This is a genomic window from Streptomyces sp. NPDC047869 (genome assembly GCF_040704065.1).
In the GTDB taxonomy this organism is placed as follows: domain Bacteria; phylum Actinomycetota; class Actinomycetes; order Streptomycetales; family Streptomycetaceae; genus Streptomyces.
The window spans coordinates 25,179-50,108 of record NZ_JBEYRK010000027.1; the positions used below are offsets into that span (position 1 = coordinate 25,179).

22 protein-coding genes are annotated in these 24,930 nt (G+C 72.4%); 9 read left to right on the forward strand and 13 right to left on the reverse strand.

What is annotated here, in order from left to right; translation table 11 throughout:
• Positions 1–247: 247 nt before the first annotated feature.
• Both AB0924_RS28480 and AB0924_RS28485 read right to left on the reverse strand, forming a co-directional pair.
• On the reverse strand, positions 248–1,117 hold the full coding sequence (locus AB0924_RS28480; RefSeq protein WP_358929074.1) for an acyl-CoA thioesterase II: 870 nt from the start codon (positions 1,115–1,117) through the stop codon (positions 248–250).
• Positions 1,118–1,136: 19 nt separating this feature from the next.
• A complete protein-coding gene (locus tag AB0924_RS28485) occupies positions 1,137–3,650 on the reverse strand; it encodes a DUF3516 domain-containing protein (protein WP_358929076.1) in 2,514 nt (837 codons plus the stop codon).
• 145 nt (positions 3,651–3,795) lie between these two features.
• Here AB0924_RS28485 and AB0924_RS28490 point away from each other — a divergent pair, with 145 nt between their 5' ends.
• Positions 3,796–4,590: a metal-dependent hydrolase gene (locus AB0924_RS28490; protein WP_358929078.1), complete on the forward strand. Its 795-nt coding sequence runs from the start codon at positions 3,796–3,798 to the stop codon at positions 4,588–4,590.
• 14 nt (positions 4,591–4,604) lie between these two features.
• Here AB0924_RS28490 and AB0924_RS28495 read toward each other — a convergent pair whose 3' ends face one another.
• From AB0924_RS28495 to AB0924_RS28510, 4 genes are all read right to left on the reverse strand, one after another.
• Positions 4,605–4,868, reverse strand: a complete 264-nt coding sequence (locus tag AB0924_RS28495; RefSeq protein WP_358929080.1) for a type B 50S ribosomal protein L31 — start codon at positions 4,866–4,868, stop codon at positions 4,605–4,607.
• Positions 4,869–4,910: 42 nt separating this feature from the next.
• On the reverse strand, positions 4,911–5,381 hold the full coding sequence (locus AB0924_RS28500; RefSeq protein WP_366912898.1) for a DUF5709 domain-containing protein: 471 nt from the start codon (positions 5,379–5,381) through the stop codon (positions 4,911–4,913).
• A 459-nt stretch (positions 5,382–5,840) separates the two neighbouring features.
• The gene (locus AB0924_RS28505; protein ID WP_366912899.1) at positions 5,841–7,622 is read right to left on the reverse strand and encodes an ABC transporter ATP-binding protein; all 1,782 of its coding nucleotides are present in this window, start codon (positions 7,620–7,622) and stop codon (positions 5,841–5,843) included.
• Positions 7,619–9,439, reverse strand: a complete 1,821-nt coding sequence (locus AB0924_RS28510; protein ID WP_366912900.1) for an ABC transporter ATP-binding protein — start codon at positions 9,437–9,439, stop codon at positions 7,619–7,621. Before AB0924_RS28510 ends, AB0924_RS28505 begins: the two co-directional genes overlap by 4 nt.
• Before the next feature lie 235 nt (positions 9,440–9,674).
• On the opposite strand from AB0924_RS28510, the gene AB0924_RS28515 reads away from it, so the two are divergent.
• Positions 9,675–10,400: a L,D-transpeptidase family protein gene (locus tag AB0924_RS28515; protein WP_358929086.1), complete on the forward strand. Its 726-nt coding sequence runs from the start codon at positions 9,675–9,677 to the stop codon at positions 10,398–10,400.
• 55 nt (positions 10,401–10,455) lie between these two features.
• A complete protein-coding gene (locus AB0924_RS28520) occupies positions 10,456–12,078 on the forward strand; it encodes a peptide-N4-asparagine amidase (protein ID WP_366912901.1) in 1,623 nt (540 codons plus the stop codon).
• Positions 12,079–12,136: 58 nt separating this feature from the next.
• Here the strand turns inward: AB0924_RS28520 and AB0924_RS28525 are convergent, their stop codons facing one another.
• Positions 12,137–12,586 (reverse strand): MarR family transcriptional regulator, encoded by a 450-nt coding sequence (locus AB0924_RS28525; protein WP_358929090.1) that lies wholly within the window; start codon positions 12,584–12,586, stop codon positions 12,137–12,139.
• Positions 12,587–12,698: 112 nt separating this feature from the next.
• Here AB0924_RS28525 and AB0924_RS28530 point away from each other — a divergent pair, with 112 nt between their 5' ends.
• Complete coding sequence (locus AB0924_RS28530) at positions 12,699–14,501, forward strand: ABC transporter ATP-binding protein (RefSeq protein ID WP_366912902.1); 1,803 nt, start codon at positions 12,699–12,701, stop codon at positions 14,499–14,501.
• 71 nt (positions 14,502–14,572) lie between these two features.
• Positions 14,573–15,463, forward strand: coding sequence for an endolytic transglycosylase MltG (gene mltG / locus AB0924_RS28535; protein WP_366912903.1), 891 nt, complete (start codon positions 14,573–14,575; stop codon positions 15,461–15,463).
• A 12-nt stretch (positions 15,464–15,475) separates the two neighbouring features.
• Here the strand turns inward: mltG and AB0924_RS28540 are convergent, their stop codons facing one another.
• Positions 15,476–16,570 (reverse strand): NAD(P)-binding domain-containing protein, encoded by a 1,095-nt coding sequence (locus AB0924_RS28540; RefSeq protein WP_366912904.1) that lies wholly within the window; start codon positions 16,568–16,570, stop codon positions 15,476–15,478.
• A 119-nt stretch (positions 16,571–16,689) separates the two neighbouring features.
• Here AB0924_RS28540 and AB0924_RS28545 point away from each other — a divergent pair, with 119 nt between their 5' ends.
• The 3 genes from AB0924_RS28545 to AB0924_RS28555 all read left to right on the forward strand — a co-directional run bounded on the left by AB0924_RS28545 (position 16,690) and on the right by AB0924_RS28555 (position 19,428).
• Positions 16,690–17,112 (forward strand): secondary thiamine-phosphate synthase enzyme YjbQ, encoded by a 423-nt coding sequence (locus tag AB0924_RS28545; protein ID WP_358929099.1) that lies wholly within the window; start codon positions 16,690–16,692, stop codon positions 17,110–17,112.
• A 140-nt stretch (positions 17,113–17,252) separates the two neighbouring features.
• The gene (locus AB0924_RS28550) at positions 17,253–18,650 is read left to right on the forward strand and encodes an FAD-binding oxidoreductase (RefSeq protein WP_366912905.1); all 1,398 of its coding nucleotides are present in this window, start codon (positions 17,253–17,255) and stop codon (positions 18,648–18,650) included.
• Between the two features lie 40 nt (positions 18,651–18,690).
• Complete coding sequence (locus AB0924_RS28555; RefSeq protein WP_358929101.1) at positions 18,691–19,428, forward strand: flavodoxin family protein; 738 nt, start codon at positions 18,691–18,693, stop codon at positions 19,426–19,428.
• Here the strand turns inward: AB0924_RS28555 and AB0924_RS28560 are convergent.
• Positions 19,425–20,222, reverse strand: coding sequence for a LuxR C-terminal-related transcriptional regulator (locus AB0924_RS28560; protein WP_358929103.1), 798 nt, complete (start codon positions 20,220–20,222; stop codon positions 19,425–19,427). The genes AB0924_RS28555 and AB0924_RS28560 overlap by 4 nt on opposite strands.
• Positions 20,223–20,629: 407 nt before the next feature.
• On the reverse strand, positions 20,630–21,022 hold the full coding sequence (locus tag AB0924_RS28565; RefSeq protein ID WP_366912906.1) for a DUF5997 family protein: 393 nt from the start codon (positions 21,020–21,022) through the stop codon (positions 20,630–20,632).
• A 58-nt stretch (positions 21,023–21,080) separates the two neighbouring features.
• Between AB0924_RS28565 and AB0924_RS28570 the strand changes: the two genes are divergently transcribed.
• A complete protein-coding gene (locus tag AB0924_RS28570; RefSeq protein ID WP_358929107.1) occupies positions 21,081–21,878 on the forward strand; it encodes a LysR family substrate-binding domain-containing protein in 798 nt (265 codons plus the stop codon).
• A gap of 81 nt (positions 21,879–21,959) precedes the next feature.
• On the opposite strand, the gene AB0924_RS28575 is transcribed toward AB0924_RS28570, so the two are convergent.
• From AB0924_RS28575 to AB0924_RS28585, 3 genes are all read right to left on the reverse strand, one after another.
• A complete protein-coding gene (locus tag AB0924_RS28575; RefSeq protein WP_358929109.1) occupies positions 21,960–23,462 on the reverse strand; it encodes an MFS transporter in 1,503 nt (500 codons plus the stop codon).
• A 77-nt stretch (positions 23,463–23,539) separates the two neighbouring features.
• Complete coding sequence (locus AB0924_RS28580; RefSeq protein ID WP_366912907.1) at positions 23,540–24,235, reverse strand: HAD family phosphatase; 696 nt, start codon at positions 24,233–24,235, stop codon at positions 23,540–23,542.
• 20 nt (positions 24,236–24,255) lie between these two features.
• Positions 24,256–24,732: an Lrp/AsnC family transcriptional regulator gene (locus AB0924_RS28585; RefSeq protein ID WP_358929113.1), complete on the reverse strand. Its 477-nt coding sequence runs from the start codon at positions 24,730–24,732 to the stop codon at positions 24,256–24,258.
• Positions 24,733–24,930: the final 198 nt, after the last annotated feature.

Sequence of the window (24,930 nt, forward strand, 5' to 3'; positions counted from 1 at the left end):
AGGCCGCCGCGGAGCGCACTCCCGCGGGCGACGGCGAGACCGAGCGACCCGTGCCGACAGGGCCCGGCGGGGCCTCGGAAAGCAGGCCCGCCCGGCGCCGCCGGGCGGTGGCCCACACCGTGGCCACGGCGCCGCCTGACCCGGCGCCGCGCCAGGCCCGTGAGGCCCGCCCAGAGGTACCCCGGCCCACCCGCGGACTTCGGGCATGGTTGTCCCGCGCGAACTCCGGGCCCACGCAGGCGCCGCGTCACAGGGCCCGGAACAGACCCTCCTGCACGACAGAGACGAGCAGCCGGCCGCGCACGTCGTAGATGCGGCCGCGGGCCAGCCCGCGCCCGCCGGTGGCGACCGGGGACTCCTGGTCGTACAGGAACCACTCGTCCGCGCGGAACGGCCGGTGGAACCACATGGCGTGATCCAGCGAGGCCATGTCGAAGTTCCGCGGGCCCCACAGCGGTTCGACCGGAATACGGACCGCGTCCAGCAGAGTCATGTCACTGGCGTACGTCAGTGCGCAGGTGTGCACCAGCGGGTCGTCCCCGAGCGGACCGACCGCGCGCATCCACACGGCGCTGCGCGGCTCGGCTCCCTCGATCTCCTCGGTGTTCCAGCGCAGCCGGTCCACGTAACGGATGTCGAACGGCTGGCGGCGCGCCATCCGCTCCAACTGCTCCGGCAGCGCGCCCAGATGCTTGCGGATCTCCTCGGTCACCGTCGGCAGCGACTCCGGGTCCGGTACCTCACGGGCGGGCGGCAGCTGGTGCTCGAAGGGTCCTTCCTCAGGTTTGTGAAAGGAGGCGGTGAGATTGAAGATCGTGCGGCCCTGCTGCACGGCCGTGACCCGTCGGGTGGTGAACGACCGGCCGTCGCGCACCCGTTCCACCTGGTACACGATGGGCACACCCGGCCGGCCCGGGCGCAGGAAGTACGCGTGCAGCGAGTGCACCGGGCGCTCGCCGTCCGTGGTGCGCCCGGCGGCGACCAGCGCCTGGCCCGCCACCTGGCCGCCGAAGACCCGCTGCAGGGACTCCTGCGGGCTCCGGCCGCGGAAGATGTTGACCTCGATCTGCTCCAGGTCGAGCAGGTCGACCAGCCTCTCGGCGGGATTCGTCGTCATCGGTGGAAGTCTCCTGTGCTCACAGCTGGCCGACATCGGTGACACGAACGACCGCACGGCCCTCGGCGTCGGAGGCGGCGAGGTCGATCTCCGCGCTGATGCCCCAGTCGTGGTCGCCGTTCGGGTCGTCGAAGATCTGCCGGACCCGCCACAGGCCGTTCTCCGGCTCCTCCTTGATGACCAGCAGCTTGGGGCCGCGGGCGTCCGGACCGGTCCCGAGGTCCTCGTACTCGTCCCAGTACTTGTCCATCGCCTCGCCCCAGGCCTCGGCGTCCCAGCCGGACTCTGCGTCCAGCTCGCCCAGGTCCCCGACCTGGTCGAGAGCGGCGAGTTCCACCCGGCGGAACATGGCGTTGCGGACCAGCACCCGGAAGGCGCGCGCGTTGGCGGTGACCGGCTTGACCTCGTCGGCCTTCTCCTGGGCCTCCTCGGCGGTCATCTCCTCGGGGTTGGCCAGCTGCTCCCACTCGTCCAGCAGGCTGGAGTCCACCTGGCGCACCATCTCGCCGAGCCACTCGATCAGGTCCTGCAGGTCCTCGGACTTCAGGTCGTCCGGGATCGTGTGGTCCAGGGTCTTGTAGGCACTGGCGAGGTAGCGCAGCACGATGCCCTCGGTGCGGGCCAGCTCGTAGAAGGACACCAGTTCCGTGAACGACAGCGCGCGTTCGTACATGTCGCGGATCACGGACTTCGGCGACAGCGGATGGTCGCCGACCCACGGGTGGCTCTTGCGGTAGGTGTTGTACGCGTGGAAGAGCAGCTCCTCCAGCGGCTTCGGGTACGTGACGTCCTGGAGGCGCTCCATGCGCTCCTCGTACTCGACGCCGTCGGCCTTCATAGCGGCGACGGCCTCGCCGCGGGCCTTGTTCTGCTGGGCGGCGAGGATCTGCCGGGGGTCGTCCAGCGTGGACTCGACGACGGACACCATGTCGAGGGCGTAGGAGGGCGACTCCGGGTCGAGGAGCTCGAACGCGGCGAGCGCGAACGTCGACAGCGGCTGGTTCAGGGCGAAGTCCTGCTGCAGGTCGACCGTGAGCCGGACGATACGGCCCTCGGCGTCCGGCTTGTCGAGCTTCTCCACGATCCCGCCGTCCAGCAGCGAACGGTAGATCGCGATGGCCCGCCGGATGTGCCTGAGCTGCTGCCGGCGCGGTTCGTGGTTGTCCTCGAGGAGATGGCGCATCGCCTCGAAGGCGTTGCCGGGCCGGGCGATCACCGAGAGCAGCATGGTGTGCGTCACCCGGAACCGCGAGGTCAGCGGCTCGGGTTCGGAGGTGATCAGCTTTTCGAAGGTGTTGTCCGTCCAGGCGACGAAGCCCTCCGGCGCCTTCTTGCGCACCACCTTGCGGCGCTTCTTGGGGTCGTCGCCCGCCTTGGCGAGGGCCTTCTCGTTCTCGATGACGTGCTCAGGCGCCTGCGCCACGACCAGTCCGGCGGTGTCGAAACCGGCCCGGCCGGCGCGGCCCGCGATCTGGTGGAACTCGCGGGCGCGCAGCGTACGCACCCGGGTGCCGTCGTACTTGGTGAGGGCCGTGAACAGGACGGTGCGGATGGGCACGTTGACGCCCACGCCGAGCGTGTCCGTACCGCAGATGACCTTCAGCAGTCCGGCCTGCGCGAGCTTCTCCACCAGGCGCCGGTACTTGGGCAGCATGCCGGCGTGGTGGACGCCGATGCCGTGCCGGACGTAGCGGGAGAGGTTGCGGCCGAACTTGGTGGTGAAGCGGAAGTTGCCGATCAGCTCGGCGATCCGGTCCTTCTCCTCGCGCGTGCACATGTTGATGCTCATCAGCGCCTGCGCCCGCTCCACGGCCTGCGCCTGGGTGAAGTGCACGATGTACACCGGCGCCTGCTTGCTCGCCAGCAGATCGGTGAGCGTCTCGGTGAGCGGGGTGAACTCGTACTCGTAGGAGAGGGGGACAGGGCGGGTGGCCGAGCGGACCACCGAGGTCGGGCGGCCGGTGCGGCGGGTGAGGTCCTTCTCGAAGAAGGACACGTCGCCGAGAGTGGCGGACATCAGAATGAACTGCGCCTGCGGGAGCTCCAGCAGCGGGATCTGCCAGGCCCAGCCGCGGTCGCCCTCCGCGTAGAAGTGGAACTCGTCCATGACGACCTGGCCGACGTCGGCGTTCCTGCCGTCGCGCAGCGCGATGGAGGCCAGCACCTCGGCGGTGCAGCAGATCACCGGAGCGTCGGCGTTCACCGAGGCGTCGCCGGTCAGCATGCCGACGTTCTCGGTGCCGAACAGCTTGCACAGCTCGAAGAACTTCTCGGACACCAGCGCCTTGATCGGGGCGGTGTAGAAGGTGACCTCGTCCCTGGCCAGCGCGGCGAAGTGGGCGCCCGCGGCGATCATGCTCTTGCCGGAGCCGGTGGGCGTCGAGACGATCACGTTGGCCCCGGACACCACCTCGATCAGCGCCTCCTCCTGGTGGGGGTACAGGGTGAGGCCGCGCTCCTGCGCCCACGACTCGAAGGCTTCGTACAGGGCGTCGGGATCGGCGGTCGGCGGGAGCTGATCGATGAGGGTCACGCCCCCATCTTGCCTGGCCTTGTGCCCGAGGGGGGAATCGGCTGCGGGTACGAAGATCACTGCGGCTACGCTGTGTCGCCGACGACACGTCAGCGTTTCAGGTCAACTGGACAGCGGCGCACGAGGAACGGGGCGGGAAGCGGCCATGATGGGACCAGCACACTCACTGTCGGGGGCCGCGGCCTGGCTCGGCGTCGGAGCGGCCGCCGCCGCGGCCGGGCACCCGATGCCCTGGCCCGTCCTTCTCGTGGGAGCGCTGATCTGCGCCGGCGCCGCGCTCGCCCCGGACCTCGACCACAAGGCGGCCACCATCTCCCGGGCCTTCGGGCCGATCTCCCGATGGATCTGCGAGATCGTGGACAAGCTCTCCTACGCCGTCTACAAGGCGACCAGGAAGAAGGGCGATGCCCGTCGCTCGGGCGGCCACCGCACGCTCACGCACACCTGGCTGTGGGCGGTCCTCATCGGTGCGGGCAGCTCCGGGGCGGCGATCGCCGGGGGCCGCTGGGCGGTGCTCGCCATCCTCTTCGTGCACATGGTGCTGGCGATCGAGGGTCTGCTGTGGCGGGCGGCCCGCGGGTCCAGCAGCGACGTCCTGGTCTGGCTGCTCGCGGCGACCAGCGCGTGGATCCTCGCGGGGATACTGGACAAGCCGGGCAACGGCTCCGACTGGCTGTTCACCGCGCCCGGGCAGGAGTACCTGTGGCTGGGCCTGCCGATCGTGCTGGGCGCCCTGGTCCACGACATCGGGGACGCGCTCACCGTGTCCGGCTGCCCGATCCTGTGGCCGATCCCGGTGGGCCGCAAGCGCTGGTATCCGCTGGGGCCGCCGAAGGCGCTGCGCTTCCGGGCCGGCAGCTGGGTCGAGCTGAGGGTGCTGATGCCCGTGTTCATGCTGCTGGGCGGAGCGGGCTGCGCGGCCGCGCTCAACGTGATCTGACCCGGATCGGCCTCTCAGGCATCCTTGCCGGCCTCGCCCCCGCCGTAGCGGCGCTCGAAACGCGCGACGCGGCCCTCGGTGTCGACCGTGCGGGCCTTGCCCGTGTAGAAGGGGTGGCTCTCGGAGGAGATCTCCACGTCGATCACCGGGTAGGTCTCGCCGTCGTCCCATTCGATGGTCTGCTCGCTGTTCGCGGTGGACCGGGTGAGGAAGGCGTACCCGGCGGCGCGGTCCCGGAAGACCACGGAGTGGTAGTCGGGGTGCTTGTCCTGCTGCATGGCGGCTCCTCGTACGGGGCGGTCGGGCAGGGGGCGTCCCGGTCAGCCGGAGAGGGTGTCCTCGTCGACGATGTGCACCGCGGCCTCCTCGGCGGAGGCGGCGGCGCCGTCGATGCCGACGTCCGTGGCGACGAGGGCGCTCTCGTCGTCCTCGTGCGCGCCCTCGTCCGGGGCGACCAGGCGGCCGGAGCGCGAGGCGCCGACCTCGTTGTCGAGGAGTTCCCCGTCGGTCCCGTCGCAGTCACCGATGCCGTCCCCGTCGGGGGCGGCGGATTCGGGCAGCTCCTCGGCGAGCCTCTGGTCCAGGGTCTCCCCGGTCAGGCGTTCGCCGGCGGTCACTCCGGTGTGCTCCACCGCCCACGGCCGCTCGGGAGGGGACCAGCCCCGATCGAGGGGATCGTCGACACCGTCGTTGTCCAGAGTGTCCTCGGCGTCGAGGGTGCCCGAATCCTCCCGGATCTCCGAGGGATCGGGCTGGTAGACGTCATCCCCCCATCCGTCGGCGCTGTCCACGGGTACCTCCATGTGGTGAGGACGGCCTTGCGCCCCCAGGAGGGGCAGCGCGCCGTCGGCACGCCCGGCACCGATTGCGTACGCCGGGACCCGACGGGTTCCCGGCCGTCCCCCGAGCCGGTGCCGCTATCCAGCCTTCCACCCCTGTTCGCTCCCGCGCAACGGCACGGGTGGTGGCCTGGGATCGCGTACCCCGGCCGGACCGTACGGAACCGCCGTCCGGCCTCGCGTTCGTACGCCCACCGCGACGTGTCCGGGTGCCCGGCCCCCGACCGGTCCGCTCGTCGGGCCGCGTCCGCTCGTCGGGCCGCGTCCGCGAGCCACGGCGGCGCCAGGCCCGATCGCCCGGCCACCGCCCGGCCCGACCGCAGGGCGCCCCGCGCCCGGGTACGCGATCTCGTCGCCGCGGGTTCGCCCGAGCCGTCCGGAGGCCGGGCGCCCGGCCTCACCGCCGCACGCTCACCCGTGCCACGACCGCCACAGCGCCGCGTACGCCCCGTCCGCGGCGACCAGTTCCGCATGGCTGCCCAGCTCGCTGATCCGCCCGTTCTCCACGACGGCGATCACGTCGGCGTCGTGGGCCGTGTGCAGCCGGTGGGCGATCGCGACCACCGTGCGGCCGTCCAGCACACGCGCCAGCGAGCGCTCCAGGTGCCGGGCCGCACGCGGGTCGAGCAGCGAGGTCGCCTCGTCCAGGACCAGCGTGTGCGGGTCGGCCAGCACCAGCCGGGCCAGCGCGATCTGCTGGGCCTGCGCCGGGGTCAGGGCCAGCCCCCCGGAACCGACCTCGGTGTCCAGTCCGTCGTCCAGCGCCCGGGCCCAGCCGTCCGCGTCGACCGCGCCCAGGGCCGCCCAGAGCTCGGCGTCGGCGGCCCCGGTACGGGCCAGCAGCAGGTTGTCCCGCAGAGAACCCACGAAGACGTGATGCTCCTGGTTGACCAGGGCGACGTGCGAGCGGACGCGTTCCGCCGGCATCCGGGACAGTTCGGCACCGCCCAGGGTGACGCGGCCGTCCCGCGGCGCGTAGATCCCGGCGAGCAGCCTGCCCAGCGTGGACTTGCCCGCGCCGGACGGACCGACCAGGGCCAGCCGGGTGCCCGGGGCGACCTCCAGGGACACCTGGCGCAGCACGTCGACGCCCTCGCGGTAGCCGAAGCGCACCCGGTCGGCATGCACGTCCCGGCCCCCGGGAGCCAGCGAAGGGTCCCCGGCGTCCGGCTCGATGTCCCGGACGCCGACCAGCCGGGCCAGCGACACCTGGGCCACCTGCACCTCGTCGTACCAGCGCAGGATCACGTTCACCGGGTCGACGAGCATCTGCGCGACGAGCGCGCCCGTCGTCAGCTGGCCGACCCCGATCCAGCCCCGCAGCACGAAGAAGCCGCCCACCATCAGCACCGAGCCGAGCACGGTGACATGGACGGCGTTGATGACGGGGCAGAGCACGGACCGCAGCCAGAGGGTGTAGCGCTCCCATGCGGTCCACTCCTTGATCCGCCGCTCCGACAGGGCGATGCGGCGATCGCCCAGACGGTGCGCCTCGACCGTGCGGCCCGCGTCCACGGTCTCGGCGAGCGCGGCGGCGACGGCGGCGTACCCGGCCGCCTCCGAGCGGTAGCCGGAGGGCGCCCGTCGGAAGTACCAGCGGCACCCCGCCACCAGCACGGGTACCGCGAGCAGCACGGCGGCCGCGAGCGGCGGCGCCGTCACCACCAGCCCGCCGAGCAGCAGCAGGGCCCACACCACGCCGATGGCGAGCTGCGGCACCGCCTCCCGCATGGCGTTGGCGAGTCGGTCGATGTCGGTGGTGATACGGGACAGCAGGTCACCGGTGCCCGCCCGTTCCAGCACGCCCGGCGGCAGCCCCACCGAGCGGACGAGGAAGTCCTCGCGCAGGTCGGCCAGCATCCGCTCGCCGAGCATCGCGCCCCGCAGCCGCACCTGCCGCACGAACACGGCCTGCACGAGCAGCGCGAGCACGAACAGGGCGGCGGTCAGGCCCAGATGCAGCTCCCGCGCTCCGTCCGACACCCGCTCGACGAGGCCGCCGAGCAGATATGGGCCCACCATGGAGGCGACCACGGCGACGGTGTTGACGGCGACGAGGAGGAGGAAGGCCCGGCGGTGCCGGCGGAACAGTTCGGCCACGTAGGCGCGCACGGTCGCGGCCGCGCCGACGGGCAGGGTGGTGGCGGTCGTCGGGGCCGCCGGGTCGTACGCCGGTGGCGCAACGCCGATCATGCGCTCTCCTCGATCTCTTCCAGCGTGTCGAAGGCGTCCAGGAGGGCGCCCTGTCCGGGCACGTCCGCGTCCGCCGCGGCCCGTTCGCCGTCGGTCTCCCGCGTCACCACGGCCCGGTACCGCGGCTCCGTGTCGACCAGTTCACGGTGCACGCCGACCGCCACGGCCTCGTCATCGTGGACGAGGACGACCCGGTCCGCGTGGTCGAGCAGCAGGGGGGAGGACGTGAACACCACCGTGGTCCGTCCCGAGCGCAGCCGCCGCAAACCCTGCGCGATCCACGCCTCGGTGTGCGAGTCGACGGCGGAGGTCGGCTCGTCCAGGACCAGCACCTCGGGGTCGGTGATGAGTGACCGGGCCAGCGCGAGCCGCTGGCGCTGGCCACCCGAGAGGGAGCGGCCCCGCTCGGTGATCCGGGAGTCCAGCGGATCGGCGGCGTCCAGCGACCCCTGCACCAGCGCGTCCAGCACGTCCTCGCACCGGGCGGCCGCCAGCGCGTCCTCGGCCCGTACGGCACCGGACGCGGGTACGTCGAGCAGCTCGCGCAGCGTTCCCGACAGCAGCACCGGGTCCTTGTCCTGGACGAGGACGGCGGCGCGGGCGCTGTCGAGCGGGAGCTCGTCGAGCGGCACGCCGCCGAGCAGCACCGGCGTACCCGCCTCGGCGGGGTGGCCGCCCAGGCGTTCCGCCAGCCGCCCGGCCGCGTCGGGATCGCCGCACACCACCGCGGTGAGCAGAGCGGCGGGCGCGAGCAGGCCGGTGGCCGGGTCGTACAGATCGCCTTCCGGCACCTGCGCTCCACGCGCTCCGCCGGCGTCCGTGGACCGCCGCAGCGACAGCACGCGCGCGGCTCGCTTGGCCGAGGGACGCGAGAAGGAGTACGCCATCGCGATCTCCTCGAAGTGCCTCAAGGGATAGTTGAGCACCATCACCGCGCTGTAGACGGTGACGAGTTCGCCGACCGTGATCCGGCCCTGGCGGGCCAGGTGGGTGCCGTGCCAGACCACCGCGATCAGCAGCAGCCCCGGAAGCAGCACCTGGATCGCGGAGATCAGCGACCACATCCGTGCGCTGCGCACGGCCGCGTGCCGTACCTCCTGGGAGGCGCGGCGGTAGCGGTCCAGGAAGAGCTCCTCGCCGCCGATCCCGCGCAGCACCCGCAGGCCGGCCACCGTGTCCGAGGCCAGCTCGGTGGCCCGGCCGGCCTTCTCGCGCTGCACATCGGCGCGCCGGGTGGCCCGGGGCAGCAGGGGCAGCACGGCGAGCCCGACGACCGGCAGCCCCACGGCGACGACCACGCCGAGCGCGGGCTGGTAGACGACCAGGCCGACGCAGACCACGACAACGGTGAGCGCGGCGGCGGTGAATCGGGAGACACCCTCGACGAACCAGCCGATCTTCTCCACGTCGCCGGTCGACACGGCCACCACCTCGCCGGCCGCGACCCGCCGGGTCAGCGCGGAGCCCAGCCCGGCCGCCTTGCGGGCCAGCAACTGCTGGACCCGGGCGGCGGCGGTGATCCAGTTGGTGACGGCCGACCGGTGCAGAAAGGTGTCGCCGACCGCGGTGGCCGTGCCGCACAACGTCATCAGGCCCCCCGCCAGGGCCAGTCGGCTGCCGGAGCGGTCCACGACGGCCTGGACGGCGAGGCCGACGCATAAGGGCAGCGCGGAGACGGCCACGAAGTGCAGCAGGCCCCAGGCCAGCGCCTTGAGCTGGCCGCCCAGCTGGTTGCGCCAGAGCCACCACAGGAGATGAGGACCCGAACGCGCGTCAGGTACGCCCGGATCGGGATACGGAAGGTCTTGGATTCGCATGACGTCCCAGTGGCTCGTGTCAGGGCGGGTGGGGGAGCGGCAACAAACCGTGAAAGGGTCGCGTCGCCGACGGGGGAATTTCAACCGGTTTTCCCCGGGCGGCCCGCGCGATTCGCCGGGTTCCGGCCAGGCGCGGCAGGCGACGGAGGGAAGCCGTGACCCGGCAGGGTGAAGGTCCGGAAGATCGCGCGGTGAGGCGACGGCCGATGTCAGCATGGGCCGCGTGCGGAGGGACATGGCGAGGCGTGCGGCGTTGGTGGTGACGGCCGCCGGGGCCCTGCTCGCGGCCTTGGCGGCGTGCGGCTCCCCGGGTGGCGGAACCGGCGCCCAGGGGCCGGGCAGCGGGGCCGGGCAGTCCGGCACGGAGGGGCGCGACCCGCGTCGCGTTCCGGGCGTCGGTCCCGGGCTGCTGCGTCGCATCCCGGCGGGTTCCGGACAGGTGGTGGCCGTCTACGGCGACGGCAGGAACTCGGCCCGCTCCACGGTCGTGCTCTACACCAGGCACGGGGAGGCATGGCGCCGCGTCCGCGCCTGGCCGGCGCACAACGGCAGGAGGGGCTGGACCACGGATCACCGCTCCGGTGACCGGCGCAGCCCCGTCGGTGTGTACACCCTCACCGACGCGGGCGGCGTGCTCGACGATCCGGGCACCGAACTGCCCTACACGCAGGACCGGTCCTTCGCCGCCCCGCGCTGGTGGGCCAAGCCGTACTGGCACGACTTCGACTACGTCATCGCCATCGACTACAACCGGGTCCGGGGCACCCCGCCGAACGACCCGAGGCGGCCCGACGGTGAGGAGAAGGGCGGCAGCATCTGGCTGCACATGGACCATGGCAGCGGCACCTCGGGCTGCGTCAGCTTGTCCAGGCAGGCCATGGAGTTCCTGCTGCGCGAGCTGGATCCGGACCGGCGTCCCGTGGTGGTGATGGGGGACAGGGCGGATCTGACGGGCCGGTGAGGATGGCACCACGCCTCATTGCGGGCCGGCCCCTGATCCCCGTAGAACCGGGGCCATGAGAAGACGGATAGTCATGTCCATGCTCACAGGGGCGACCCTCCTGGCGAGCACGCTCTTCGGCACCGGCGCGGTGGCCGCGGAGACGGCCGCACAAGCCGCCGACGCTCCCGCCGAGTTCGGCACCGACTGGCACGATCCGGTGACCGCCGCCCCACCCGTCACCCGGCCGCACACCAAGTCCTGCCAGGTCACCCTGGCCGAGACCCAGTTCCGTGACTTCACGCCCTACCGGGGTGCGTACACACCGCCGCGGGGCTGCGGCGACCGCTGGAGCAAGGTCGTCCTGCGTCTCGACGGCAAGGTGAAGGGCCGTCAGTTCGACCGCCTCGGCTACCTGCACGTCGGCGGTGCCGAAATCCTGCGCACCTCGACACCGGAGCCGTCGCCCGACGGCATCGAATGGCACGTGGAGAAGGACGTCACCCGGTACAGCGACATCCTCCGCGGCCCACAGGACGTCGAGATGCTCATCGGGAACGTCGTCGACGACACCTACACCGGCGTCATCGACGTGAAGGTGACGCTCACCTTCTACCGGGGCCGCCCCGCCGCGCCGGCACCCGATCGCGTCCTCACCCTCGCCGGCGCACCCGACGCCACCACCCTCACCACGCCACGCAACAGCGAGCGCATCGTCGCGGAGGTGTACGCCACCGGATCCGGCGGCGGGTGCGAGGAGTTCTGGTACCTGACCGTGGCCGACCCGGCCGCGTACTCCTGCAAGGCCGACCACGGCCCGTACCGCGAAGTGCAGATCAAGGTCGACGGACAACTCGCCGGCATCGCCGCGCCGTTCCCCCACGTGTGGACCGGCGGCTGGTCCAACCCCTTCCTCTGGTACGTCCTCCCGGCGCCGCGCGCCTTCGACGTCCGGCCCGTCGAGTACGACCTCACACCGTTCGCCGGGCTCCTCAACGACGGCCGCCCGCACCGCGTCGAGGTCTCCGTGGTGGGGGTGCCCGCAGGGCAGCCGGGGTGGAGCGCCCCCGTGAACGTGCTGGTGTGGCAGGACGCGCATCGCGACCACGTCACCGGGGCGCTCACCCGTTCCGAGGCGACTGACCTCGCCAACTCCTCGGTCCACACGCCAGGTGCGGCGAACCGTGTCGACACCGAGGCGGGGCACCGGCTCACCGTCTCCGGATACCTGAACACCTCGCACGGCCGCGTGGCCACCACCGTCACCCGCACCCTCGGCAACACCTCCGCACACCGCTGGACCGACGGCGAGAACACGGACGGACTCGACGCGGCCTGGACGGACGACGAGACCGTCGCTGTCGAGGGGGCCGGCCCGGCGCGGACGACGCACACCCACCGGACGTACACCATGAACGGTGCCACCACCCTCGGCACGGACGACCGGCTGCGCACCGTGCTCACCATGCGCGACCGGGCCACGGAGGTGCGGCGCGAGGGCGGCCGGCGCACCGCGTGGTCGCGGCTCGACGACACCTACCGCGGCGACGCCGCGTACACGGTCGACGTCCCGCGTGACCAGCGGCACGCGGTCGGCACCTCCAGTGAGCGCTACCGCGTGGACGGCTCGGCGGGGTGCTACGACCGTTCGCTGAGCACGGCGCAGGGCGCGCTGACGGAGGACCGCCGCCGCTGCTGAGCTCGCCGGCCGTCCCCGCTCGCCTGCCACGCGGCGGAGCGGGGGCGGTCGCGTGCGCTCAGCAGGGTTTGGCGGACTCCGAGTCGATCAGTGTGTCCAGGAGCACGCCGAGCACCGCGCGCTCCTTCTCCGTCAGCGGGGCGAGTATCTCCTCGGCGGCCGACCGGCGCGCCCCGCGCACTTCACGCAGGGTCTCCCGGCCCTCGTCCGTCAGCTCGATCCGGGTCACCCGCCGATTCGACGGGTCCGGCACCCGGCGCACCTTGCCGGCCGCCTCCAGGCCGTCGACCAGCGTGGTCACCGCGCGTGGCACCACTTCGAGGCGCTCGGCGAGGTCGGCCATGCGCGGGGGCGAACCGTAGTGCGCGAGGGTGCGCAGCAGCCGGGACTGGGCCGGGGTGACGCCCAGCTCCCGTCGCTCCAGATGGCGCTTCTGGATGCGGTGCACCCGGCGGGTGAGCCGCAGCAACTGCTCGGCGAGCAGGCCGTCGGGATCGGGGGAGGTCATGCGGGAACAATATCAGGATGCCGTTCATTGTGAGTATAGGTAACAATGAGCTACGATCCGTCAGTCGTCGGCGGCCGGTCCCGGCCGCCGCCCGCCACCTCCGTAGGAGCCCATGCATCCCGAACGAGAACCCTCCTGGACCCCGCCCGCCGACGCCGGTGAGCAGCCCCGGCAGGTGCGCCGCATCCTGAAGCTCTTCCGCCCCTACCGCGGGCGCCTCGCGATCGTCGGCCTGCTGGTCGGCGCCTCGTCGCTGGTCTCGGTGGCCACGCCGTTCCTCCTCAAGGAGATCCTCGACGTGGCGCTCCCCGAGCGCCGCACCGGCCTGCTGAGCCTGCTCGCGTTCGGCATGATCCTGAGCGCGGTCCTCTCCAGCGTCTTCGGCGTCCTGCAGACCCTGATCTCGACCACCGTCGGCCAGCGCGTCATGCACGACCTGCGCACGGCCGTCTACGGCCGCCTGCAGCGCATGTCGCTCGCCTTCTTCACCCGCACCCGCACCGGCGAGGTGCAGTCCCGCATCGCCAACGACATCGGCGGCATGCAGGCCACCGTCACCTCCACCGCGACCTCGCTGGTCTCCAACGTCACCAGCGTCGTCGCCACGATCGTCGCGATGGTGGCCCTCGACTGGCGGCTCACCATCGTCTCGCTGCTCCTGCTGCCGGTGTTCGTGTGGATCAGCCGCCGCGTCGGCAACGAGCGCAAGAAGATCACCACCCAGCGCCAGAAGCAGATGGCCGCGATGGCCGCCACGGTCACCGAGTCGCTCTCCGTCAGCGGCATTCTGCTCGGCCGCACCATGGGGCGCTCGGACTCGCTCACCGCGTCCTTCGCCGCGGAGTCCGAGCAACTGGTCGACCTGGAGGTCAGGTCCAACATGGCCGGCCGCTGGCGGATGGCCGTCATCACGATCGTCATGGCCGCGATGCCCGCCGTCATCTACTGGACCGCGGGACTCGCCCTCCAGCTCGGCGGCCCGCAGGTCTCGCTCGGCACCATCGTCGCCTTCGTCTCGCTCCAGCAGGGCCTGTTCCGCCCGGCGGTGAGCCTGCTGGCGACCGGCGTCCAGGTGCAGACCTCCCTCGCGCTCTTCCAGCGCATCTTCGAGTACCTGGACCTGCCCGTCGACATCACCGAGCGCGAGCAGCCGGTTCATCTCGACGAGGTCAAGGGTGAAGTGCGCTTCGAGGACGTCGAGTTCCGCTACGACGGCAAGGGTGTCCCGGTCCTCGACGGCCTCGACATCACCGTGCCCGCCGGCGGCAGCCTCGCGGTCGTCGGTCCCACCGGCGCCGGCAAGTCCACCCTCGGCTGCCTGGTGCCCAGGCTCTACGACGTCACCGGCGGCCGCGTCACCCTCGACGGGGTGGACGTGCGCGACCTCGACTTCGACACCCTCGCGCGCGCCGTCGGCGTCGTCTCGCAGGAGACCTACCTCTTCCACGCCTCGGTCGCCGACAACCTCCGCTTCGCCAAGCCGGACGCCACCGACGAGGAGGTGTACGCGGCGGCGCGGGCCGCCCAGATCCACGACCACATCTCCGCACTGCCCGACGGCTACGAGACCGTGGTCGGCGAACGCGGCCACCGCTTCTCCGGCGGCGAGAAGCAGCGTCTGGCGATAGCCCGCACCATCCTGCGTGATCCGCCGGTGCTCATCCTGGACGAGGCGACCAGCGCCCTGGACACCCGTACGGAAGCCGCCGTTCAGCAGGCCATCGACGCCCTCTCGGCCGACCGGACGACCCTCACCATCGCCCACCGACTGTCCACCGTCCGGGGTGCCGACCAGATCGTCGTCCTGGACTCCGGCCGGGTCGCCGAACGGGGCACGCACGAGGAACTGCTCGGGCTCGACGGACGCTACGCGGCCCTGGTGCGCCGGGACGCCCGGCTGGAACCGGCGGGCTGACGTAGGGCGGCCCTCGCCGACAAGCTGACGATATGTCGGGTTTGTGACCATACGCGTATTACCGTGCCCGCATGCAGATGAACACTCCACCACGGAGCACGATGCGACTGACGCGCCGGGGCAAGCTCGTCCTCGTCGTGACCGGCGCCGTCCTGGCCGGCACCGCCGTGGCGGTGCCGCTGCTGAGCCTGGCGAACGGTCGTACGGAGCAGGCCATGCCCCGCACCCTGGTCATCCCGGAGGGCCGGCGCGCGAACCAGGTGTACGAGGCCGTCGACAAGGCCCTCGAACTGCCCCCGGGCAGCACCCGTAAGTCACTCGCCAAGGCCGGCCTCAAGCTGCCCAAGGAGGCGGCGGGCAACCCCGAGGGTTACCTCTTCCCGGCGGTCTATCCCCTCGCGAAGGGCGCCACCCCCGAGTCGCTGCTGCGGCTCATGGTCGACAAGGCCAACAAGAAGTTCGACACGACACCGGTCGCCGCCGGAGCGCAGCGCAACACGCTGAACGTCTACCAGACGGTCGTCGTCGCCAGCATCGTCCAGGCCGAGTCGACGGCGAAGGCCGACATGGGGAAGGTGGCACGGGTCATCCTCAACCGGCTGCAGCGGGGCATGCCGCTGCAGGTGGGCTCCACGCTCAACTACGGGCTGAACCGCACCGGCGGCAATGCCGGCGACCACGCCGACTCGGACAGCCCGTACAACTCCTACCAGCGCGTGGGGCTGCCACCCACCCCGATCGGCAACCCCGGCCCGGAGGCGATGCACGCCGTGACCAACCCGCCGTCAGGCGACTGGCTGTACTACGTCACGGTCAAGCCCGGGGACACCCGCTTCACCGCCGACTACGCCGAACACGTGCGCAACGTGACCGAGTTCAACGCCCGCCACCAGAGCCCCGCACCGTCGCGGCAGCCCAGCGGCAGCCCCCGGCCGCCCGCGCTCACACAGCCGCCGCGCTGAACCGGCGGAACGTCACGCGGCGAGCGGCCGGACCGGCTCCCCGGCCAGCAGCCGCGCGATGTCCCGGACGGCAGCGCGCCCGGCCCGGTTCGCGCCGACGGTACTGGCCGAGGGACCGTAGCCGACGAGATGGACGCGCGGATCGGCGGCCGCCCGCGTCCCCTCGACCCGGATCCCGCCGCCCGGCTCCCGCAGCCGCAGCGGTGAGAGGTGATCCAGGGCCGCCCGGAAGCCCGTGGCCCAGAGGATGACGTCGGCCTCCACCCGCCGGCCGTCGTCCCACTCCACCCCGTCCGGGGTGATGCGGTCGAACATCGGCCTGCGGTCCAGGACCCCGTCGGCGATACCCCGCCGGACGGCGTCGTTCAGGGGCAGCCCGGTGACGGAGACGACGCTCCTCGGCACCAGGCCCTGCCGAACCCGCTCGTCCACCAGCGCCACGGCCGCCCGGCCCGCCTCCTGGTCGAACGGGCCCTCACGGACGACCGGGGGCCGCCGGGTGACCCATGTGGTGGCGGCCGCGTAGGGGGCGAGCTCCAGCAGGTGCTGGGTACCGGAGGCACCGCCGCCCACCACCACGACCCGACGGTCCGTGAACTCCTCCGGCCCGGCGTATTGCGCGGTGTGCAACTGCCGTCCCCGGAACGTCTCCTGACCCGGATAGCGCGGCCAGAACGGCCGGTCCCAGGTACCGCTCGCGTTGATCAGCGCCCGCGTGGCCCAGCCGCCGTCCGAGGTCTCCACGACCAGCCGCCCTTCCCGTCCCTCACTTCCCGGCCGTACGGCCGTCACGTCCACCGGACGGCGCACGCGCAGGTCGAAGGCCCGCTCGTAGCGGTCGAAGTAGGCGCCGACGACCTCCGCCGACGGGCGCGCCGGATCGGCGTCCGTCAGCTCCATGCCCGGCAGGGAGTGCATCCCGTGCACCTTGCCGTACGTCAGCGACGGCCAGCGGAACTGCCAGGCCCCGCCCGGCCCGGGGGAGTGGTCCAGGACCACGAAGTCGCGGTCCGGCTCGAATCCACCCCGCCGCAGGTGATAGGCGCTGGACAGGCCCGCCTGACCAGCGCCTATGACGACCACGTCGACCTCACGCGTCTCGCTCACGCCCCTGCCAACGGCGGGGCGGCCACGGATCTTCCCGACCGCCCGCTACCCGCCCGAGCACGGTCGGCGCCGACTCCTCCCGGCGTGTGAAACCCGGCACATGGGTCAGGATGGAGGGCATGTCAGATGCCTTCACCACGCGAATGCTGAACGTCGTCACCGGTTCCCGGGAGCGGGTCGTCGATCTCACCGGCGAATGCGAGGACTTCCTGCGGGAGGCCGCGGCCGGCCGCGACGGCCTGCTCAACATCTTCGTCCCGCACGCCACGGCCGGCGTCGCGATCATCGAGACGGGCGCCGGCAGCGACGACGACCTCCTAGCCGCCCTGCACTCCCTGCTGCCCGCCGACGACCGCTGGCAGCACCGGCACGGCAGCCCGGGCCACGGCCGCGACCACGTCCTCCCCGCGCTGGTGCCGCCGTACGCGACCCTGCCGGTCATCGGCGGGCACCTGGAGCTGGGGACCTGGCAGTCGGTCTGCCTCGTCGACACGAACAAGGACAACCGTGACCGCCAAGTGCGGCTGAGCTTCCTGGGCTGAGGACGGCCGCGGAACGCCGTACGCCTCACGCGACGCCGATGTGCGGGGCGTGACCCGCGGGTGAAAACTGAAGACCGGGCGCGCGGACGGGACGGCGCGTCCGCGCATCGGATCCATGCTCCACACAGAGGTCCTCAGCCATGGGCGCTATCGACGAAACGGCTGTCGGGAGTCTGCGCGAGGCACTGCGAGGGCCGGTGATCGCCCCGCGCGACCCCGGCTACGACGAGGCCCGCAGCATCTACAACGCCATGATCGACCGGCGGCCCGCGGCCTTCGCGCAGTGCGTGGACGTGGCGGACGTGCAAGCGACCATCTCCTTCGCCCGGGACACCGGCGCCGAGCTGGCGGTGCGCGGCGGCGGCCACAGCGGGCCGGGTCTGTGCCTCGTCGACGACGGGCTCGTGCTCGACCTGTCGCCCATGCGCTGGGCCAGGGTGGATCCCGAGACGACGACCGTCCAGGTGGGCGGCGGCAGCCGACTCGGGGATCTGGACCACGCGACCCACGCCTTCGGGCTCGCCGTGCCCGCGGGCATCATGTCGACCACCGGCGTCGGCGGCCTCACGCTGGGCGGCGGCCACGGCTACCTCACCCGCAGGTACGGCCTGACGATCGACAGCCTGCTGTCGGCCGACGTCGTCCTCGCCGACGGCAGTTGTGTCACCGCGTCGGCGGAGCGTCATCCCGACCTGTTCTGGGCGCTGCGGGGCGGCGGCGGCAACTTCGGCGTGGTCACGTCGTTCACGTTCCGGCTGCACCCGGCCGCCACGGTCGGAGTCGCCGTGACGGTCTGGCCGGTCGACCGCATCCAGGAGGTGCTGCGCTGGTACCGGGAGTTCCTGCCCGCCGCGCCGGAGGAACTCAGCGGGTTCTTCGCCGTGCTGGTCGTGCCGCCCGGCCCGCCGTTCCCCGAGCCGATCCACGGGCAGAAGGTGTGCGGCGTCGTCTGGTGCTACACCGGCGGCCTCGCCGACGACCACCTGGCCGAGGTGCTCTCGGTGGTCGACGACCCGGCGCCGCCAGCCTTCCACTTCACCACCCCCATGCCCTACCCCGCGCTGCAGACCATGTTCGACACGCTGATCCCCAAGGGACTGCAGTGGTACTGGCGCGGCGACTTCTTCGACGCCATCTCCGACGCCGCCGTGGACGTGCACCAGAAGTACGCCGAGAACATCCCCACCGGCCTGTCGACCCTGCACATGTACCCGGTGGACGGGGCGGCCCAGCGCGTCGGCCCCGACGACACGGCCTGGGCCTACCGGGACGCCGTCTGGTCCGGTGTGATCGGCGGCATCGACCCCGACCCCGCCAACGCCGGCCTGGTGCGGCACTGGTGCGTCGACTACTGGACCGACCTCCACCCGCACTCCATGGGCGGCACCTACGTCAACTTCATCGGCGAGCAGGAGAACCCGGACCGGATCCGGGCCACGTACCGGGGGCACTACGACCGCCTCGCCTCGGTCAAGCGCTCCTACGACCCGGACAACCTGTTCCACGCCAACCAGAACATCCCGCCGGCCGCGTACTGACTCCGGCCCGCCCTTGGACCAACGGCTCCGGGAGGACCTCGTGACCGCTTCGCCGCCCGCAACCGACGCACCGCCGAACCGGTACGACGACCTACGGGCCCTGGTGTTCAACTGCAGCCTCAAACGCTCGCCGGAGACGAGCAACACCCAGGGGCTGATCGACCGGAGCACCGCCGTCATGGACGCGCAGGGCGTGCGCGTCGACGTCGTACGGGCGGTGGACCACGACATCGCCACCGGAGTGTGGCCCGACATGACCGAGCACGGCTGGACGACGGACGCCTGGCCGGACCTCTACCGGCAGGTCCTCGCGGCCGACATCCTCGTACTGGCGGGCCCCATCTGGCTGGGTGACAACAGTTCCGTCATGAAGCAGGTGATCGAGCGCCTCTACTCCTGCTCGAGTCTGCTCAACGACGCCGGTCAGTACGCCTATTACGGCCGCGTCGGCGGCTGCCTGATCACCGGGAACGAGGACGGCGTCAAGCACTGCTCGATGAACGTCCTCTACAGCCTGCAGCACCTGGGTTACACCATCCCGCCCCAGGCGGACGCGGGATGGATCGGCGAGGCGGGCCCGGGCCCCTCGTACCTAGACCCCGGATCGGGCGGCCCGGAGAACGACTTCACCAACCGCAACACCACCTTCATGACCTGGAACCTGCTGCACCTGGCGCGGACGCTGAAGGACCTCGGCGGCATTCCCGCCTACGGCAACCAGCGCACCGCCTGGGACGCCGGATGCCGCCGTGACTTCGAGAACCCCGAGCACCGCTAGCGGCGCCCTGGCGCCGCGACCAGCCCGAGCCGCTGAGCGCGCAGGAGGGTGCCGATCCGGTCGCGGGTGCCCAGCTTGCGGTAGATGTTCTCGACGTGCTTGTGCACCGTGCGGGCCGAGATGCCCAGGCGCCGGCCGATGGCGTCGGCGGTCAGGGCCTCGGCGAGCAGCAGCAGTACGGTCGTCTCGCGCGGCGTCAGCGCGCAGTCCGCCGCCCGCTCGTCGGACGCTCCGGCCGGGGCCAGGGACCGCCGCCACTCCTCCAGCAGCCGCCGCTGCCGTTCCACGGCCTCCATCAGCGGCTGTGCGCGCTCGGCCATGGCGAGGTGGTCGTCGGTGAAGTCCGTCCCGGACCGGAAGACGAGGCAGCCGGTGATCGGGGCGGAGCTGCCGGGCAGCGGCACACCCAGCACATGGTCGACGTTCAGCACCGCGCCGAGCAGCCGGGCCGTCGCACTGTCCCGCCAGACCCGGCCGGCCGCGCGGTGCGCGGTGACCGGTGACCGTTCGGGCCGCCGCGCGTAGTGGCGGGCGAAGGGGTATCCGGCGCGCAGCAGACCCAGGTCCGCCTCCGGGAGCCGGCCCAGTTCGCGGGCGGCGGCACCGGGGGACGCACCGACCGTGCCGCTGCGCTCACTCCAGTCGTCCAGCTTGTGCACGGCCGCCTCGCCGCCGCACAGCTCGGCCAGTGCGCCGCTCAGCGAGGGCCACAGCCGTCCGGGCTCCCGTTCGTGCAGCGCCGCCACGGCCACCGCCACCAGACGTTCGTAGGCCTTCTCCAGCCCCTGTGCCACGTGCTTCGTCTCCGCGTGTATCCCGTGCGCCGGCCTCCCCCGGCCCGGTGCCGCGTACGTACTTGTACGCATACCCCCGCCCTCCCCGGATGCCGCACACTTCAACCCGGCGCGTCCGGCCTGCTCGGACTCGGACGAACGCCGGGCGGGCCGCCGGCGCGGGGGAACGGCGGCCCGCATCCCACTACGCCCTCAGGCGCCTCGGGCCGCGGCGCACAGCGCCCGGTCCACCTCGTGGTGTAGCGGGCCGCAGCCGACCAGCAGACGCAGGTCGTCGCGGTGGGGGAGCTAACCGCCCGCGGCCACCCACCCCGTACATGCCTCCCCGCACGCCCGGTGATCAACTGAGCGGAACTGTAGGGGAGGCGAAATGACAACGCCCCCGGTGGCCGGGGGCGTCAGCCGTCTCAGGCGTCCGGCGCGTCCGTCTCCTTCTTGAGGCTCTTCAGCCGTGCGCCCTCCTTGCGGACCTCGGCCTGGGTGGCCCGCTCCTTCTCCAGCCACTCTGGCCGCTCCTGCTTGAGCGCCTCGATCTGCTCGGTGGTCAGCGCCTCGGTGACCCCGGCGCGCGCGAGGCCCGAGATGGACACGCCGAGCTTCGCGGCGACCACCGGACGCGGGTGCGGACCGTCCGCTCGCAGCACGCGCAGCCACTCGGGCGGATTGGCCTGCAGCTCGTTCAGCTCGGCGCGCGTGACCACACCCTCCTGGAAGTCGGCGGGGGTGGCGGGGAGGTACACACCCAGCTTCTTCGCCGCGGTCGCGGGCTTCATCGTCTGGGTGCTCTGCTGCGAACTCATGAGGTCAAGGGTATCGGCCGGGTGCGGGCCGGCCGACCACGGCCGGTAGCCTGGCCTGGTGACAGGCTCGGAGGAATCACCGTCGTTCCGGCTCGCGTACGTCCCCGGAGTGACGCCGGGCAAATGGGCGCGGATCTGGCAGGAGCGCCTGCCCGGCATCCCGCTCACCCTGCTCCAGGTCCCCGCCCCCGAGGCGCCGGGACTACTGCGCGCGGGAGAGGCGGACGCGGCCTTCGTACGGCTGCCGGTCGACCGTACGTTCTTCAGCGCGATCCCCCTGTACACGGAGACCACGGTGGTCGTCGTGCCCAGGGACCACCTGATCACGGCGGCCGAAGAGGTGACCGTGGCCGACCTCGCCGACGAGGTCGTGTTCCACCCCCTGGACGACGTCTTCGACTGGGCCGCCCCGCCCGGCGAGCCGGCCTTCGAGCGTCCCGCGACGACCCCCGACGCGATCGAGCTGGTGGCGGCCGGCGTCGGCCTGCTGATCGTCCCGCAGTCTCTGGCCCGGCTGTACCACCGCAAGGACCTCACCTACCGTGCCGTCACCGACGCGCCCCAGTCGAGCGTTGCCCTGTCCTGGCCCGAGGAGGCAACCACCGACCTGGTGGAGGACTTCATCGGCATCGTCCGCGGCCGCACCGTCAACAGCACGCGGGGCCGTACGGCGGAGAACGCCGAGGCCGAGCAGCGGCGCGGGCGGGCGCAGCAGGGCGGCGGCCGCTCGAAGCCTGCTTCGGGGAAGTCGACCGGCTCCAAGCCCGCGAGCCGTGCCGCACGGGGCCGCACCGGCTCCGGGGGCGGCGGGAAGGCGGCCAAGCCCGCCAAACGGGGCAAGCCGCGCCGGAAGTAGCAGCCGGCCGTCGCAGCCGGCCGTCGTTTCGCGCCCCGGCCTCAGGTCCTGGGGCGCACCGGTTCCTCCGTGCCCCCGGCCTCAGGTGCCGGGCCGCACCGGTTCCTCCGCGCCGCCCTCCGCGGCGCCCCGGCGGACCCGCTCCCCGGCCCGTGCCGGTTCTGGGTGCGTCCGGCGCTCCCGCAGGTCCGCGACCGCCAGCACCAGGGCGATCATGATGAGCCCGACCGCGGTGAGCAGCCCGAGCTGAATGGCCGTGACGGAGTACCCGCGGCCGGCCTGGTGCGCGAAGTAGACCGCGCCCACCACGGCGATTCCGGCCGCCGACCCGACCCGCTGGCCCGTCTGGAGGACACCGCCGGCCGCTCCGGCCCGGTGCACGGGGACCCGGGTGAGGGTGAGGGTCGTGTTGGGGGAGACCGTCAGGCCGGAGCCGATTCCGCCGATCAGCAGCGGCAGCGCGGTCGCCCAGCCCACATTCGGCCCGGGCACCAGCTCCACCGCCGCGACCACCCCGAGCAGCCCCAGCGCCACCCCGGCCAGCCCGATGACGACCAGCTTGCGGCCGAAGCGCACCACCAGCCGGCCCCCGGCGGCCGCGCCGACCGCCGAGGCCGCCGCGAACGGCAGCACCGTCAGGCCCGCGGCCAGCGCGCTGTAGCCGACCGTGTTCTGCAGGAACAGCGTGTAGACGAAGAAGACCGTGGTGAAGCCCGCGAAGTAGGTGAGGCTGACCAGGGCGCCGAGCGTGAACGACCGCAGGGAGAACAGCTCCAGGTCGACCAGCGGGTCCCGGCCGCGCCGCCCCTGTCGTCTCTCCCACGTCCAGAACGCGGCCAGCAGCAGCGCGGCCACCGGCAGCAGTGCCCACTTCAGCCGTCCGGTCCACTGCTGCTCCTGCACCAGCGGCAGCATCAGCGCGAGCACGCCGGAGCCGAGGAGGAGCACCCCGAACAGGTCGAACGTCTCCCGTTTGTCGGCGGCCGCGGGGAAGCGGGGGAGCAGCCGCAGCCCGGCGGTGAAGGCGGCCACCCCGATGGGCAGGTTGACGAAGAACACCCAGCGCCAGCCGTCCGCGGTGCCGACAGCGTCGATCAGCACGCCGCCCGCCAGCGGCCCCACCGCCGTCGAAACTCCGATGACGCTGCCGAGCAGGCCGAAGGCCTTGGCCCGCTCGGAACCCTGGAACATCTGCTGGATCAGCCCCGAGGTCTGAGGCGCGACCATGCCCGCCGCGGTGCCCTGGATCAGCCGGAACACCACGAGCCAGGACGGCCCTGGAGCGAGCCCGCACGCCGCGGAGGACAGCGTGAACAGGGCCAGCCCGAGCAGGAAGGCCTGGCGCCGGCCGCGCATGTCGCCCAGTCGGCCCGCCGGGACGAGCGCGAGCCCGAAGGTCAGGGCGTATCCGGAGACCACCCAGGACTGGGCGGCCTCGGAGGCGCCCAGCCCGTGCTCCATCGAGGGCAGCGCCACGTTCACGATCGAGGTGTCGAGCAGCGAGATGAACCCCGCCGTCAGACAGACCGCGAGCGCCTTCCACCGCCGGTCGTCGGGGGTGGGCCCTGCCTGGACTGTGGTCATGTGGTCACGCTAAGCAGCCGTTCGGCCTGGCGCACTCCGGGAGCGCCGCCGCGCGCCTCGGGAACCTCCCGTCCGGCTCAGCGGGAACCGGCCGTTTCCATGAGCCACGTGTACGCCGACTGCGCCGTGAACTCCGCCTGGCCGCCCCGCACGAGCAGCGCGGCCGTGGCGAACTCGGGCGCGTCCGCCTGCGCCGCCACGTACGGGACGGCGACGCAGCGCATCCCGGCCGCGTGCGCGGCCGCCGCGCCCGGCGCCGCGTCCTCGACTACCACGCAGCCGACCGGGTCCACGCCGAGCCGGCGGGCAGCCTCGAGGAAGACGTCGGGGGCGGGCTTGCCGCGGGGCACCTCGTCCGCGGAGACGACGGTGCGCAGGTGGGCGTCCAGGCCGGTGCCCGCGAGGATCGCCCGGATCGCGTCCAGGGAGGAGCCGGAGGCCACCGCCGTCGGCACCCCCTCCGCGGCCAGCAGCTCCACGAACTTCCGCATCTCCGGGTACGCGCGCGTGCCGGTGCGGGCCAGTTCCAGATAGCGCCGGTTCGTCGCCTCGAACAGCTCCTCCACCGAGGCGCGCAGGCCGTAGCGCTCCCGCCAGAGGACGGCGGTCTCCAGGGTGCTGACGCCGACGTAGCTCTCGTGCTCCGTCCAGGTGAAGTCCGGGACACCGTGCTCGGCCAGGGTCAGCCGGCCCGCCTCGTAGTAGTTCGGCTCGCTGTCCACCAGCGTTCCGTCGAGATCGAAGACGACCGCAAGGGTGCCGGGCTCGCTCATGCCGTCCAGCATGCCCGGCGTCAGGCGCGGTCCGCCTGTCCGACCGATTCCACCAGGGGGAGCAGCCGGTACGGCACGCGCTCGCGCAGGGCCACCTCGGTGCGGGTGCGCACCACGCCCGGCAGGCTGATCAGCTTCTGGATCACGTCCTCCAGATGGGCGTTGTCCCGCCCCACCACCCGGGCGAGCAGGTCGCCGCCGCCCGTGATCGAGAAGGCCTCGACGATCTCCGGCACGGCGGCCAGCGCGTCGCCCACGTCGTCCAGATGGCCCTGGGTGACCTCGATGTGCACGAAGGCCAGCACCGGGTGGTCCAGCGCCGCGGGGGACAGCGAGGGACCCGTACCGGTGATCACGCCGTCGCGCTCCATGCGGTCCAGGCGGGCCTGGAGGGTGCCCCGGGCGACGCCGAGGATGCGGGCGTACTCGCGCACACTGGTGCGCGGCTGCTCCAGCAGCAGCCGCAGGATGCGGGTGTCGAGTGCGTCCACGCTCATGAGGCACGACTGTACCAATGGCTCACCGGTGAGACGGCCCCGTATGCCGCCCGACCTGGTCCGTTGGTATCACGGCAACCGTTCGCCCGAGTGCCGGGCTGAGCCATTGGATCAGTGATGCGGCCAACACTTGAGCCAGTGACCTCTGTGATGCTCTCATGGGTACGTCGATGGCGCTGCGGATCCCCGCGGCGCCTT